The sequence below is a fragment of the Micromonospora lupini genome, assembly GCF_026342015.1.
GTDB lineage: Bacteria > Actinomycetota > Actinomycetes > Mycobacteriales > Micromonosporaceae > Micromonospora > Micromonospora lupini_B.
Genome location: NZ_JAPENL010000001.1, coordinates 687,024 through 699,624 on the forward strand (window position 1 = coordinate 687,024; position 12,601 = coordinate 699,624).

At 72.4% G+C, this 12,601-nt stretch carries 17 protein-coding genes; 10 read left to right on the forward strand and 7 right to left on the reverse strand.

Annotated features, from left to right (window positions below; all coding sequences use genetic code 11):
* The first annotated feature begins 126 nt into the window (after positions 1 to 126).
* Positions 127 to 396, forward strand: a complete 270-nt coding sequence (locus tag OOJ91_RS03165) for a GlsB/YeaQ/YmgE family stress response membrane protein (RefSeq protein ID WP_266242153.1) — start codon at positions 127 to 129, stop codon at positions 394 to 396.
* Positions 397 to 496: 100 nt separating this feature from the next.
* Complete coding sequence (locus OOJ91_RS03170; RefSeq protein ID WP_266242155.1) at positions 497 to 799, forward strand: GNAT family N-acetyltransferase; 303 nt, start codon at positions 497 to 499, stop codon at positions 797 to 799.
* A gap of 8 nt (positions 800 to 807) precedes the next feature.
* Here OOJ91_RS03170 and OOJ91_RS03175 read toward each other — a convergent pair whose 3' ends face one another.
* From OOJ91_RS03175 to OOJ91_RS03185, 3 genes are read right to left on the reverse strand one after another with little or no spacing between them, the layout of a single operon-like run.
* Positions 808 to 1,251 carry an SRPBCC family protein gene (locus tag OOJ91_RS03175; RefSeq protein WP_266242157.1) on the reverse strand — a complete coding sequence of 148 codons (444 nt, stop codon included), beginning with the start codon at positions 1,249 to 1,251 and terminating at the stop codon, positions 808 to 810.
* Position 1,252: 1 nt separating this feature from the next.
* Positions 1,253 to 1,603, reverse strand: coding sequence for an ArsR/SmtB family transcription factor (locus OOJ91_RS03180; protein WP_266242159.1), 351 nt, complete (start codon positions 1,601 to 1,603; stop codon positions 1,253 to 1,255).
* Positions 1,600 to 2,058 carry an SRPBCC domain-containing protein gene (locus tag OOJ91_RS03185; protein WP_266242161.1) on the reverse strand — a complete coding sequence of 153 codons (459 nt, stop codon included), beginning with the start codon at positions 2,056 to 2,058 and terminating at the stop codon, positions 1,600 to 1,602. The genes OOJ91_RS03180 and OOJ91_RS03185 overlap by 4 nt, the downstream gene beginning before the upstream one ends.
* A 178-nt stretch (positions 2,059 to 2,236) precedes the next feature.
* Between OOJ91_RS03185 and OOJ91_RS03190 the strand changes: the two genes are divergently transcribed.
* Positions 2,237 to 2,953, forward strand: coding sequence for an isocitrate lyase/PEP mutase family protein (locus OOJ91_RS03190; RefSeq protein WP_266242163.1), 717 nt, complete (start codon positions 2,237 to 2,239; stop codon positions 2,951 to 2,953).
* A gap of 230 nt (positions 2,954 to 3,183) precedes the next feature.
* Here OOJ91_RS03190 and OOJ91_RS03195 read toward each other — a convergent pair whose 3' ends face one another.
* Both OOJ91_RS03195 and OOJ91_RS03200 read right to left on the reverse strand, forming a co-directional pair.
* Complete coding sequence (locus OOJ91_RS03195) at positions 3,184 to 4,110, reverse strand: 5'-3' exonuclease (RefSeq protein ID WP_266242165.1); 927 nt, start codon at positions 4,108 to 4,110, stop codon at positions 3,184 to 3,186.
* Between the two features lie 150 nt (positions 4,111 to 4,260).
* Entirely contained in the window at positions 4,261 to 5,631 is a 1,371-nt protein-coding gene (locus tag OOJ91_RS03200) for a glycosyl hydrolase family 18 protein (RefSeq protein ID WP_266242167.1), read from the reverse strand.
* Positions 5,632 to 5,836: 205 nt separating this feature from the next.
* Between OOJ91_RS03200 and OOJ91_RS03205 the strand changes: the two genes are divergently transcribed.
* The 3 genes from OOJ91_RS03205 to OOJ91_RS03215 all read left to right on the forward strand — a co-directional run bounded on the left by OOJ91_RS03205 (position 5,837) and on the right by OOJ91_RS03215 (position 8,654).
* Positions 5,837 to 6,946 carry a M24 family metallopeptidase gene (locus tag OOJ91_RS03205; RefSeq protein WP_266242169.1) on the forward strand — a complete coding sequence of 370 codons (1,110 nt, stop codon included), beginning with the start codon at positions 5,837 to 5,839 and terminating at the stop codon, positions 6,944 to 6,946.
* Positions 6,943 to 8,085, forward strand: a complete 1,143-nt coding sequence (locus OOJ91_RS03210) for an acyl-CoA dehydrogenase family protein (RefSeq protein ID WP_266242171.1) — start codon at positions 6,943 to 6,945, stop codon at positions 8,083 to 8,085. The genes OOJ91_RS03205 and OOJ91_RS03210 overlap by 4 nt, the downstream gene beginning before the upstream one ends.
* 62 nt (positions 8,086 to 8,147) lie before the next feature.
* Positions 8,148 to 8,654 (forward strand): Lrp/AsnC family transcriptional regulator, encoded by a 507-nt coding sequence (locus tag OOJ91_RS03215; protein WP_007460055.1) that lies wholly within the window; start codon positions 8,148 to 8,150, stop codon positions 8,652 to 8,654.
* Here OOJ91_RS03215 and OOJ91_RS03220 read toward each other — a convergent pair.
* Complete coding sequence (locus OOJ91_RS03220) at positions 8,584 to 9,195, reverse strand: histidine phosphatase family protein (protein WP_266242174.1); 612 nt, start codon at positions 9,193 to 9,195, stop codon at positions 8,584 to 8,586. The genes OOJ91_RS03215 and OOJ91_RS03220 overlap by 71 nt on opposite strands.
* Before the next feature lie 158 nt (positions 9,196 to 9,353).
* Between OOJ91_RS03220 and OOJ91_RS03225 the strand changes: the two genes are divergently transcribed.
* The 3 genes from OOJ91_RS03225 (at position 9,354) to OOJ91_RS03235 (ending at position 10,950) form a co-directional block, all read left to right on the forward strand.
* The gene (locus OOJ91_RS03225) at positions 9,354 to 9,548 is read left to right on the forward strand and encodes a CsbD family protein (protein ID WP_266242176.1); all 195 of its coding nucleotides are present in this window, start codon (positions 9,354 to 9,356) and stop codon (positions 9,546 to 9,548) included.
* Between the two features lie 73 nt (positions 9,549 to 9,621).
* Positions 9,622 to 9,969, forward strand: coding sequence for a YnfA family protein (locus OOJ91_RS03230; RefSeq protein WP_266242178.1), 348 nt, complete (start codon positions 9,622 to 9,624; stop codon positions 9,967 to 9,969).
* A gap of 30 nt (positions 9,970 to 9,999) precedes the next feature.
* Positions 10,000 to 10,950 carry a polysaccharide deacetylase family protein gene (locus tag OOJ91_RS03235; protein WP_266242180.1) on the forward strand — a complete coding sequence of 317 codons (951 nt, stop codon included), beginning with the start codon at positions 10,000 to 10,002 and terminating at the stop codon, positions 10,948 to 10,950.
* 3 nt (positions 10,951 to 10,953) lie between these two features.
* Here OOJ91_RS03235 and OOJ91_RS03240 read toward each other — a convergent pair whose 3' ends face one another.
* Positions 10,954 to 11,898 (reverse strand): NADP-dependent oxidoreductase, encoded by a 945-nt coding sequence (locus OOJ91_RS03240; protein ID WP_266242182.1) that lies wholly within the window; start codon positions 11,896 to 11,898, stop codon positions 10,954 to 10,956.
* Positions 11,899 to 12,010: 112 nt separating this feature from the next.
* Here OOJ91_RS03240 and OOJ91_RS03245 point away from each other — a divergent pair, with 112 nt between their 5' ends.
* Positions 12,011 to 12,559: a TetR/AcrR family transcriptional regulator gene (locus OOJ91_RS03245; RefSeq protein ID WP_266242184.1), complete on the forward strand. Its 549-nt coding sequence runs from the start codon at positions 12,011 to 12,013 to the stop codon at positions 12,557 to 12,559.
* Positions 12,560 to 12,601: the final 42 nt, after the last annotated feature.

The following is a 12,601-nucleotide window of genomic DNA, read 5'->3' on the forward strand; positions in this document are numbered from 1 at the left end:
GCTGGTCCCGGTCGATCCCGACCGGGACCAGCGCGCGTTCCCTCCCCGGACCGGCTGGTTTCGGCGGTGCCCCGTCCGGGGCAGAAGAGCGTCGCTGACGACAACACCTTCGAAGGGACGGCCCCCGTGGAAATCCAGGGCTTCTTCACCGCGATCATCATCGGCCTGGTCATCGGCGCCCTCGGCAGGCTCGTGGTGCCCGGCAAGCAGAACATCTCGATCGTGCTCACCCTGGCGATCGGCGTGCTCGCCGCGATCCTCGGCACCCTCGTGGCCGGTGGGCTCGGCGTCGACGAGACCGGCGGCATCGACTGGATCGAACTGCTCCTGCAGGTCGTGTTCGCCGCGATCGGCGTGGCCGTCACCGCCGCCGCGTACGGCCGCCGACGCCTCTGACGTCCCCGTGCCGGCCCGCTCCGCCCGGCGCGGAGCGGGCCCGCCCCCGTACGGTGCCGACCGCGGGTGGCTGCCACGGGCGCTGTGCTTGGATGGTCCGGTGCAGTTCACAGTGACAGAAGCGCCGACGCGGGAGCGGTTCGAGGCGCGCGACGAGACGGGCGCGGTCGCCGGGGTCGTCACCTACCAGCTGACCGGCGCCATCATCGCCTACACCCACACCGAGGTCGATCCCGCGTACGAGGGTCGCGGTGTCGGGTCGACCCTGGCCCGCGCCGTCATGGACGACGCGCGGGCCAGGGGACGCACAGTGGTGCCGATCTGCCCGTTCCTCGCCGAGTGGCTGGTCAAACACCCGGAGTACGAGGACATCGTCGTGCGGTCCACCCGAAAGGTGAAGTAGCGCCGGGCTCAGTGCCAGTCGCTGATCGCGACGTCGTCCGGCGCCGGCCTGCCGCGCCCGGTCTCCACCAGCTCCTTGAGGCTCATCAGGAACGTCGCCCACTTGGTGCTGCAGTGGTGCATGAACTCGCCCGGCTCGCGCCAGCCCTCGTGGGTGAACAGGACGACTGTGTAATCGCCCCGCTGGTCGAGGCGCCAGTCGACCTCGGTGCCGACCCATTCCTCGGGGCCCTCGACGACCCGCCAGCGGATGTGGCCGGAGGGGTCCAGCGTCAGGACCTCCATGTCGAAGCCACCGGCGGCGCCGAACCGGAAGGCCACCTGCTCGCCGACCGCGCTCTTGCCGACGGTGTCGGTAGTCCACCAACCGGCGAGGCCCTCCGGGGTGGCCACCGCGCGGTAGACGTCGTCGAGCGGGGCGACCACGCCGACCCGGTGCAGGATGTCGACCATCTCATTCTCCCTGATTGTCGGTGCGGTGGCGTTCGATCGTCTCGGCGATCCGCTTGATCCGGCGGAGTCGGGCGTCCCAGGCGTCGCCGACGGCGGTCAGTTGGGCTACCGCGCGGGCGAGCTGCGCCTCGTCGACCCGGTAGTGACGCTCACGACCGGCCGGCGCGGAGTGGATCAGGCCGACCCGGTCCAGGACGGCAAGGTGCTTCGAGACGGCCTGGCGGGTGACGGGCAGCCGCTCGCTCAGCGACGTGGCGGTGCCGGGCCCACCGGCGAGCAGCAGGTCGATCATGCTGCGCCGGATCGGGTCGCCGATCGCCGACCACAGGGCGTCGTCGACTGCCGTGGTCATGACGCGGCGACCAGCTTCGCGACGTACGCGCCCAGGGTGGGGATGTAGTGGTTCCACCCGCTGACGTGGTCCTGGTACTGCTTCTCCAGGACGGCGACCTCCCAGCCCATCTCGCGGAAACCGGTCTCCGTCATGCGGATGCGGGTCCCCGCTGCGATCGGGACCAGGTCGAACGTGACGAACAGCGACTGCCCGCCACGGTCGGGCTCGGTGAAGCACCACCGGAACGAGAACCGCTTCGGCGGGTCGACGTCCACGACGGCGAGGTCGACTGTCGTCGTCTCGCCGGTCTGCGCGTCGCGCCACACCAGCTCGCCGGGGGCGCCCTCGACCGGTTCGAACCGGGCGTCGTCGGGCCACCACTCCCGCACGTGCTCGGGCTGGCTGATCACCTCGAAGACCACCTCGGGTGAGGCGTCCACGTCGATGTCACGTTCGATGACTCCGTACTCCATGCGTACCACCCTTTCGCAACCTTTGGTTGCGTCAGGCTATGGCACCCCGGCGCCTCGCGCAACCCTTTGTTGCGCTTTCGGGGGCGGTTCCGGTCCGACGCACAGGGAGTGCGACGACGGTACGGTCCATGATGAGTAGCCTGTCCGGCCCACAACGTCCCACGGGGAGATCCGAACGATGACAGCGTCCTCCTTCCGCGCCCTGCACCACGACCGCGCTGCCGGTGATCCGCTCGTCCTGCCCGGGCCCTGGGACGCGGGCAGCGCCCGGGTCTTCGCCGACGCGGGCTTCCCGGCGCTCGCCACCCCGAGCGCCGGTGTCGCCGCCTCCCTCGGCTACCAGGACGGCGCCACCCCGCCCGCCGAGATGTTCGCCGCGGTGGCGCGCATCGTGCGGGCCGTCTCCGTGCCGGTGTCCGCCGACGTGGAGGGCGGCTACGGGCTCGCGCCCAGCGAGCTGGTCGAGCGGCTGCTGGAGGCGGGCGTCGTCGGCTGCAACCTGGAGGACTCCGAGGGACAGGCCACGCTCAAGGACCCGCAGCGGCACGCGGACTGGCTGGCCGAGGTGCGAGCGGCGGCGGGTGACGCGCTTGTCATCAACGCGCGCGTCGACACCTTCCTGTTCGGCTCGGGCGACCCGGCCGACGCCATCGCCCGGGCGAAGCGGTACGTCGCGGCGGGCGCCGACTGCGTGTACCCGATCCGGGTGCCCACCGAGGTCCTCCCGACCCTGCGCGAAGGCATCACCGGCCCCCTCAACATGGCCGCCGGCCCGAGTCCGGAGTCCGTGGCCGAGCTGGCCCGGCACGGCGCCACCCGCATCACGTTCGGCCCGGGCATGCAGCGGTACGCGATGGGCGCGGTCGGGGACCTCGCGGCCACCCTGCGCGCCTGAGGTCGCGCCCAACGTGCGCGCCGCCTGGCCGCGCGGTCGCCGCGCCCAAAGCGCTGTCGGCCGCGCGTCTCGCGTGTGCGCCGCGCCCCGCGCCTGCGGCCGCGCGTGCACCCCACGCCTGCGCACCGCGCGTGCACCCCACGCGTGCGCCCCACGCCTGCGGCCCGCGCGTGCGGCCCACGCCTAAGCACCGCGCGTGCGGCCCGCGCGTGCGCGTCCCGGGTCGGCGGTCAGGCGTCGGCGCGGGCGGCCAGGGCGTCGACGAGGCGACGGGCGGAGCCGGCCAGGTTCCACCGGCCGGCCAGTTCGAGCAGCCGCTCCGGGTCGGCGGGGGCGGTCGGCAGCGCGGTGGGTAGCTCCGGCAGGGCCACATCCAGGGCGACCCGGACGACTGTCGGCGCGACGGCCAGGTAGTCGCGGGCACCTGCCAGCTTGGTGCGCAGCCCCGGTGCGAAGGACGAGTCGGAGTCGTCAAGCGCGGCAAGGATGCCGTCGATGCTGCCGTACCGCTCGATGAGCCGCGCGGCGGTCTTCTCGCCGACCCCCGGCACCCCGGGCAGGCCGTCGCTGGGGTCGCCGCGCAGGGCGGCGAAGTCGGCGTACCGGTCGGCCGGCACGCCGTAGCGGGCGCGCACCGCAGCGTCGTCGCAGTCGTCGAGCTTGGCCACGCCGCGCCCGACGTAGAGCAGCCGCACGTCGCGGGTGTCGTCGATGAGCTGGAACAGGTCTCGGTCGCCGGAGACCACCTCGACCGGGCCGGGCTGGGTCACCGAGAGCGTGCCGAGCACGTCGTCGGCCTCGTAGCCGGTCGCGCCGACGGCGGAGATGCCGACGGCGTCGAGGACCTCCAGGATCATCGGCACCTGCGGGGAGAGCGTGTCGGGCACGACCTCGCCCCCCTGCGGGGCCACCCGGTGCGCCTTGTACGACGGCAGCAGGTCGACGCGCCACGCCGGCCGCCAGTCGTAGTCCAGTGCGCACACCATCCGGTCGGCGCCGCGACCGCGGATGAGCGTGGCGAGCATGTCGAGGAAGCCGCGCACCGCGTTGACGGGCGTGCCGTCCTCGGCCCGCGCGGCGGACTCGGGGATGCCGAAGTAGGCCCGGAAGTAGAGGCTGGGTGCGTCGATCAGCAGGATCGGGGATCGGTGTGCCACGCCCGACAGCCTGGCACAGCCCCCCGACGATCAGCGGTACGCCCGGCCGCCCGGCGGCGGCGGTTCGCCGCCGCAGATCTTGGACAGTTTCCGTCATCGGCTGACGGAAACTGTCCAAGATCTGCATGGCTCTGGCGGTCGAGGTCAGGTTCAGGCGGGGAGGGTCCAGCGCTGGTTGGCGCCGGCGAAGCAGTCCCAGATCTGGAGCCGGGCGCCGTCGGCGGAGCTGTTGTCGGTGACGTCCAGGCACTTGTTGGACTGCGGGTTGCGCAGCGTGCCGTTGGACTGTGCCTGCCAGACCTGGGCGCCGCTGCCGTTGCAGTCGTACAGCTGCACCTTGGCGCCGTTGGCGGTGGAGCCGCTGGCGATGTCGGCGCACTTGCCGAGGGCGCGCAGCGTGCCGTCGCTGGCGACGGTCCAGGTCTGCGCGTTGGTGCCGTTGCAGCCCCAGAGCTGGATGGCGGCGCCGTTGGCGGTGCTCGCCGACGCCACATCGATGCACTTGCCGCCGAGGCCGGTGATCTGGCCGGTACGACCGGACGGCGGCGGGGTGGTGCCGCCCATGATGGTGTCGTACATGGCGCTGACGAGCGAGGTGGAGCCGGTGGTGTCCTGCGACAGCTCCCAGTTCATGACGCCGCCGGCGTTGTCAAGCGCCCACTGCGTCTTGCGCTTGACGGTCGGGACGCCGTTGTAGCACTGCTGCGCGCCGCCGGCGGTGGTGCAGTCCCGGTTGGCGTTGGCCGGGTCCAGGGCGACGAGCGCCGAGTACGTGTAGTAGCCGGGGCGGCTGTAGAACGGGATGCCGAGGACTGCCTTGCTGGCCGGCAGGCCGCGGGACTTCCACAGGTTGATGCTGTTGATCGACCAGTCGTAGTTGGAGTGCGGGCTGCCGCCGTCGTACGCCATGATGTTGAGCCAGTCGACCTGGCCGAACACGGCCGTCGGCACGCCGTCGAGGTAGTAGCCCTCGGAGACGACGGCCGCGGTGAGCAGCTTGCCGCGGCTGTGCATGGCGCTGCCGAGCTGCGTCATGAGCTGGCTGTAGTTGTTCGCCGAGGCGCCCGGGTCCGGGTACTCCCAGTCGATGTCGACGCCGTCGAGGTTGTACTGGTTGACGAAGTTGACCAGGTTGTTGACGAAGGCGCTCCGGCTGCCGGAGTTGGCCGCGAGGGCCTCGAAGGCCGAGTCGTTGCCGTCGTTCCAGCCGCCGACGGCGATCGAGACCCTGACGTTGTTGGCGTGTGCCTGGGAGACCAGCGAGGAGAGCTTGCTCGGGTTCTCCACCGCGCGCAGGCTGCCGTCGTTGTTGGGCAGTACGAAGGCGTAGTTGATGTGGGTGAGCTTGTTGTACTGGATGGTGTTGACGTTGCCAGCCCACGAGGGCATGTAGCCGACGCTCTTGAAGTTGTTCGGCAGCACCACCGCCTGCGCGGCGGTGGGGACGAGGGTGACGGTGGCGGCTGCGGAAGCCAGGGCGAGCAGGCCGGCGGCGAGGGCGCGGCGCAGGGGTGAGGACATCGGGGGCCTTCCCGTGGGCGGGGGACGACGCCCGCCCGCGCAGGGTTGTCGCGGGCGGGGAATTGCGGGTGCAGGAACGGGTGGGCCTCGAGGCAGCCAAATCTTAAAGAGTGTTAACTGTCGGCGTCAATCAACGCCTGTAGATTTCCTTCCCCGGTCGGATGCGGGCTTCTGGGGATGCCCAAACGACCGTTAAGCTGACGGTGTGGGAATCGATGAGCTGTACCCGCCGGACCGGCTGATCGCCGCGCAGCGCGCCACCGCCGCCGCCGGCCTGGACGCGCTGCTGCTCACGCCCGGCTCCGACCTGCGCTACCTGACCGGGTACGACGCCCACGTGGGGGAGCGGCTGACCTGCCTGGTGCTGCCCGCCGAGGGTGCGCCCACGCTCATCGTGCCCAGGCTGGAACGTCCGGCCGCGGAGGCGGCGCCGAACACAGGCGTGCGCATCGTCGACCATCCCGACGGCGTCGATCCGTACCCCCTGGTCGTCGCCGCCCTCGACGGCCCGCCGGCGGCGGTGGGGCTCGCCGACCGGATGTGGGCCGAACAGGTCCTCGCCCTGCGCGCGGCGCTGCCCGGCGCCGCGCAGCGGCTCGCCGGCGAGGTGCTGCGCGAGCTGCGGATCCGCAAGTCCCCGGCGGAGGTGGCGGCACTGGCGGAGGCCGGCGCGGCCATCGACGAGGTGCACAGGCGGATGGACCGGTGGCTGCGGCCCGGCCGCACCGAGGCCGAGGTGGCCGCCGACATCGCGGCGGCGATCCGCGACGCCGGACACGTCAGCGTCGACTTCGTCATCGTGGCCGCCGGCCCCAACGGGGCCAGCCCGCACCACGGCACCTCGGACCGGCCGATCGGCGTCGGCGAGCCGGTGGTGGTCGACATCGGCGGCACGATGCCGTCGGGCTACCGCTCGGACTGCACCCGCACCTACGTGGCGGGCGGGCCGGCGCCTGCCGACTTCGTCGACTACTACGCGGTGCTGCACGCCGCCCAACAGGCGGCGGTGGCGGCGGTACGCCCCGGGATCACCGGCGCGGCGGCCGACGCGGCGGCCCGGGAGCCGATCGCCGCCGCCGGTTACGGCGACGCGTTCCTGCACCGCACCGGGCACGGCATCGGCCTGGACGGTCACGAGGAGCCCTACCTGGTGGCCGGCAACGACCGGCCCCTGGAGGCCGGCATGGCGTTCTCCATCGAACCGGGCATCTACCTGGCGGGCCGGCACGGCGCCCGCATCGAGGACATCGTCGTCTGCACGACGGACGGCGTGCAGCGGCTCAACACCACCCCCACGGAGCTCATCGCGCTATGACTGTCGACCGGATCCTCCCCACCGACGAGGCCCACGACCTGCTGGACCTGGCCACCGAGCTGGCCGACCGCGAGCTGGCGCCGAAGGCCGCCGGCTTCGAGGAGCGCGCCGAGTTCCCCCGCGAGGTGCTGCGCACCATCGGCCGCGCCGGCCTGCTCGGCCTGCCCTACCCGGAGGAGCACGGCGGCGCGGCGCAGCCGTACGAGGTGTACCTGCAGGTGCTGGAGATCCTGGCCAGCCGGTGGCTCGCGGTCGCCGAGGCGGTAAGCGTGCACACCCTGAGCTGCTACCCGGTCGCCGCGTTCGGCACCGCCGAGCAGCGCAAACTCCTTCCGGACATGCTCGGCGGGGAGCTGCTCGGCGCGTACTGCCTCTCCGAGCCGCAGGGCGGCTCCGACGCGGCGGCGCTGAGCACCCGCGCGGTCCGCGACGGCGACGCGTACGTCGTCTCCGGCACCAAGGCGTGGATCACCCACGCCCAGGTGGCCGACTTCTACAACGTCTTCTGCCGGACCGGCGGGCCCGGCCCGAAGGGCATCTCCTGCCTGGTCGCCGACGCGGGCACCGCAGGCATCGCGCCGCAGGCCGCCGAGCGGACCATGGGACTGCGCTCCTCGCCGGTGGCGCAGATCGCCTTCGAGGAGGCGCGGGTGCCTGCCGACCGGCTGGTCGGCGGCGAGGGCGCGGGCTTCACCATCGCGATGTCCGCGCTGGACTCGGGCCGACTGGGCATCGCGGCGTGTGCGGTCGGGCTGGCCCAGGCCGCGCTCGACTACGCGGTCGGCTACGCCCGGGAGCGTCAGCAGTTCGGGCGGTCCATCATCGACTTCCAGGGACTCGGCTTCCTCCTCGCCGACGCGGCCACCCAGATCTCCGCCGCCCGCGCGTTGACGCTCGCGGCGGCCCGGCTGCGCGACGCCGGGCGGCCGTACTCGATCGAGGCGGCGAAGGCGAAGCTCTTCGCCACCGACATGGCGATGCGGGTGACCACCGACGCCGTCCAGGTGCTCGGCGGCGCGGGCTACGTCAGTGACCACCCGGTCGAGCGGTACATGCGGGAGGCGAAGGTGCTCCAGATCGTGGAGGGCACCAACCAGATCCAGCGATTGGTGATCTCCCGCGCGCTCGCCAACAGCTGAGACGGCGGGCCAGCGCGGCTTCGTCGTCGCCGTCGCGCCGATTTCCCGGTAGGTTGCACGCCGTGGAGGAGATCGACCGCGCCATCGTCGCCGCGCTGACCGCTGACGGCCGTCTGTCGTACACCGACCTGGCCGAGAAGGTGGGGCTGTCGGTGTCCGCCGTGCACCAGCGGGTGCGCCGGCTGGAGCAACGCGGGGTGCTCAAGGGGTACGCCGCCCGGGTGTCGTTCGAGGCGCTGGACCTGCCGTTGACGGCGTTCGTGGCGATCCGGCCGTTCGACCCGTCGCAGCCGGACGACGCGCCGGAGCGGCTGGCCCACCTGCCGGAGATCGACTCGTGCTACTCGGTCGCGGGGGAGGACTTCTACCTGCTGCTGGTGCGGGTGGCCAGCCCGGCGGACCTGGAGCGGGTGCTCCAGGAGATCCGCACCTCGGCGAACGTGACCACCCGGACGACTGTGGTGCTGTCCACGCCGTACGAGAACCGTCCGCCGAAGATCAGTGCCGGGGCGCCGAGTCGGTCGCGGTCCCGGGCGCCGGAGGAGCCGGCTGGTTCCACCGCAGGATGACCTGTCGGCCGTGCTCGTGACCGAGCACGCTGACGGTGGCGGTGTCCAGGCGCAGCCGTCCCCCGGCGGACGGGGGCAGCCCGATCCAGCGGGCGCCGAGCACCCGCAGGCTGTGGGCGTGGCCGACAAGCGCCACGGTGCCTCGGTCGAGCAGTGGGGTGACGCGGGCCAGCACGCGGTCGAGCCGGTCGCCCACCTGCGCGGGTGACTCCCCGCCGGGGCAGCCGTCGGTCCAGATGTTCCAGTGCGGATCGTCGTCGTGGATGTCGACAGTGGTGCGGCCCTCGTACTCGCCGTAGTTCCACTCGCTGAGATCCTCGTCGACCGCGTCGACGGCGAGCCCGGCGAGCTGCGCGGTGTGCAGCGCCCGGGAGCGGGGGCTGGTCAGCACGGTGACGAACCGCCGGCCGGCCAGGAACGCGGCGAGGGTGCGGGCCTGTCGCTCGCCGTCGGGGGTCAGCTCCAGGTCGGTGTACGAGGTGTGCCGCAGGCTGGCGCTCCAGGTGGTCTCGCCGTGCCTGATCAGCAGGAGCTCTCCCATGCGGCCAGTTAACCATCGCGGCGGGGCCGGCAGTGCCGCCCTCCCTCAACCTATCTTCCTAGGATGCCTTAGCGGGTGTGCGCCGCCCGGCACCACCGGTTTCGGCACCGGGAGAGCGGGCAAGCGAGCGGCGACAACCGCCAGACCGAGGAGGCGCGATGAGCTTCACCGAGAAGGCAAAGAACAAGGTCGAGCAGATGGCCGGCGCCGCGAAGGAGCGGGTCGGTGACATGACCGACAACGAGCGGATGCGTGGCGATGGCGCCAGTGAGCAGGGTGACGCGCGCGCCAAGCAGGCCGGTCAGAACATGAAGGACGCGGGCCGCAACGCGAAGGACTCGTTCACGAAGTGACCTGAGCGGTCTGCGGGTCCCCGGGCGCACCGTCGCCCGGGGATTCGCCGTCTGTGGCGGTTAGGGTCGCGGCGTGACAGTGCTCCGTTCCCTGGTGTTGTTCGTGCTGGCTGCCCTGGCCGAGATCGGTGGCGCCTGGCTGGTCTGGCAGGGGTGGCGGGAGCAGCGCGGACTGTGGTGGATCGCCGCCGGAGTGGTCGCGCTGGGCTGTTACGGCTTCGTGGCCACGTTCCAGCCGGACGCGAACTTCGGCCGGATCCTGGCCGCGTACGGCGGGGTGTTCGTGGCGGGCTCGTTGGGCTGGGCGATGGTGGTGGACGGCTTCCGGCCGGACCGCTGGGACCTCGCCGGCGCCGCGCTCTGCCTGCTGGGCGTCGCGGTCATCATGTACGCCCCGCGCGGAGGACTCGAGGGGCAGTGAGCGTTCCTCGCGTCTGCGATGATTCGCGGCGTGATCCGACCCCGGCTCCGCCCGTTGTGGTGTGGCGTACTGGTTGTGGCGGCCGTCGTCGTCGGTGCCGGGTGCACGGCCTCCCGGGTGCCACCGCCGGAGCAACCGGTGTTCGTCGGCTCGTCCGCCTCGCCGGCAGTGCCGTCGGCCAACGCCACCGCATCGCCGGCGACGCCGACGGTCTCCGGCAGGCCGCAGGGCGCCCCGACGTCGACGGGCCCGCGCACGCCGCCGGTGGTGCCGACGCCGACCGTCCCCGGGGCGTCGCGGGTGGGGACCAGGGCTCCGGTGGTCGACCACGGGCCGCGTACGGGTGACAGGGTCGCGTTGACGTTCGACGCGGACATGACCGACGGGATGCTGGCCAACCTGCGCGCCGGTCGGGTGCGGTCGTACGCGAACCTGCGCATCCTGGACCTGCTGGAGCGGGAGCAGGTGCCCGCGACGTTCTTCCTGACCGGCAAGTGGGTGCAGCGGTATCCGGAGGTGACCCGGCGGATCGCCGGCAACCCGCGCTTCGAGCTGGCCAACCACACGTACGGACACGCGGCGTTCACCGCCGACTGTTACGACCTGCCGCGGTTGCCGGTCGACGAGTTGGCCGCCGACGTGGCGAAGACGTTCGAGGTGATCGCGCCGTACGGTGGCCGGCAGACCCGGTACTTCCGCTTTCCGGGGCTCTGCCACGACGCGGCGGCGCTGGACGCGCTGGCGCCGCTGGGCGTGACTGTCGTCGACGGGGACGTGGTGAGCGGTGATCCGTTCGCGAAGGCGTGGAAGCCGTTGGTGCGCGCGGTGCTGGACCACGTACGCCCGGGGTCGGTGGTGATCATGCATGTGACCGAGGCGAACGCGGCGATGACGGATGAGGCGTTGCCGCACATCCTGGCCGGGCTACGCGAGCGCGGGCTGACGCCTGCCCCGCTGTCCGAGGTGCTGGCCGAGAGCTGAGGTTCAGCTTTCCCGCACGTCGTCGACGGTCAGGACGATCTTGCCGCGGCGGGATCCGCGCTCGGTCGTCCGGTGCGCGTCGGCCGCCTTCGCAAGGGGGAAGGCGGCTTCGATCGGCACCCTGAACCGGCCCTCGGTGAACAGTTCGGCTGCGGCGGGCAGTCCGTGGCGGCCGTCGGGTTCGCCGGCCAGTTGCCCCATGGAGAGGCGGACGCCGTGGGTGGGGGCGGTGAAGTCGGCCAGGGTGAGCACCGCTGTCGGGTCGCCGGTGAGGTGGAGCAGTTCGGTCAGGGATCCGGCGCCGGCGACGTCGAGGGCGCGGTCGATCCGGGTCGCTCCCACGGCGTCGAGGCGGTTCGCGAGGTCGGGGCCGTAGGTGACGGGTGTCGCCCCGATCTGGCGGAGGAGGTCGTGGTTGTCGGCGCGGGCGGTGCCGATGACGTGGACGCCGCGGGCGGCGGCGAGTTGGACGGCGATGCTGCCGACACCGCCGGCGGCACCGTCGACGAGGAGTGTCATGCCGGGCCGTAGGTCCAGCAGGTCGAGGGCCCGGGTGGCGGTTTCGATGCTGGTGCCGGCCGCGCCTGCCTGGGTCCACGGCATGGTGGTGGGCTTGTGCGTCCAGAGCTGCAGGACCGCGAACTGTGCGCTCGCGCCGCCGAGTCTGGACAGCTCGACGATGCCGAAGACGTGGTCGCCGAGGCGCACGCCGTCGACGTTGTCGCCGATCTCGTCGACGGTGCCGGCGGCGTCGACGCCGGGGATGTGTGGCAGCGGCAGGTGGGCGCTCATCGGGGTGCGGCCGGAGCGGAGGCCGATGTCGACGGGGGAGACGCCGGCGGCGTGGACGCGGATGCGGATCTGGCCGGCCCGGGGGCGTGGCGCGTCGGTGGTGCCGAGGTGGAGTACCTCGGGACCGCCGAACCGGTCGTACTGCACGGCGAACATCAGGGGCTCCTCTGCCTGGGTGACGGGGTGGTGGTCGTACCGTAGGCAGGAAATGGAGCAGCTGTTCCGCTGTGGGGTCAAGTGAGAGGGAGGCCGGCCAAAGATGTCTCAGATGCGGCGTGCCGATGCCCGGTCCAACCGTGATCGGGTGGTGGCGGCGGCACGGGAGGCGTTCGCGTCGGCGGGGCTCGAGGTGCCCATGCGGGAGGTGGCGCGACGGGCGGGGGTGGGTGTGGCGACCCTGTACCGGCATTTCCCGACGCGTACGGAGTTGGTGGCGACGGTCCTGGCCGAGCGTGTGGAGGATTGCAGTGTGCAGGTGCGCCGCGCGCTCGACGACCCGGACCCGTGGCGGGCGCTGTCCGGCGTGGTGCGCGAGTTCGCCGAGCGGCAGAGCCATGACCGGGCGCTCAACGAGGCGTTGTTGGGGCCGGGTGAGGTGAGTGCGGCGTTTCAGCGGGAGCGGCGGGAGCACGCGCAGGCGTTGAACGTGCTGGTGGTGCGGGCCCGGGCGGCGGGGGTGCTGCGCGACGGCGTCGACGCGGACGACGTCCGGGCCGGCCTGTTGGCCATCGCGTCGCTTCGGCGGTTGCCGGCGGCGACGAGCGCCCGGGTGATCGGTAGGGTCGCCGATCTGGTGCTCGCCGGTATCCGCGCCTGACCGGTGCGGGCTGTCACGGTTGTGGTCGCACCGGACATGGAC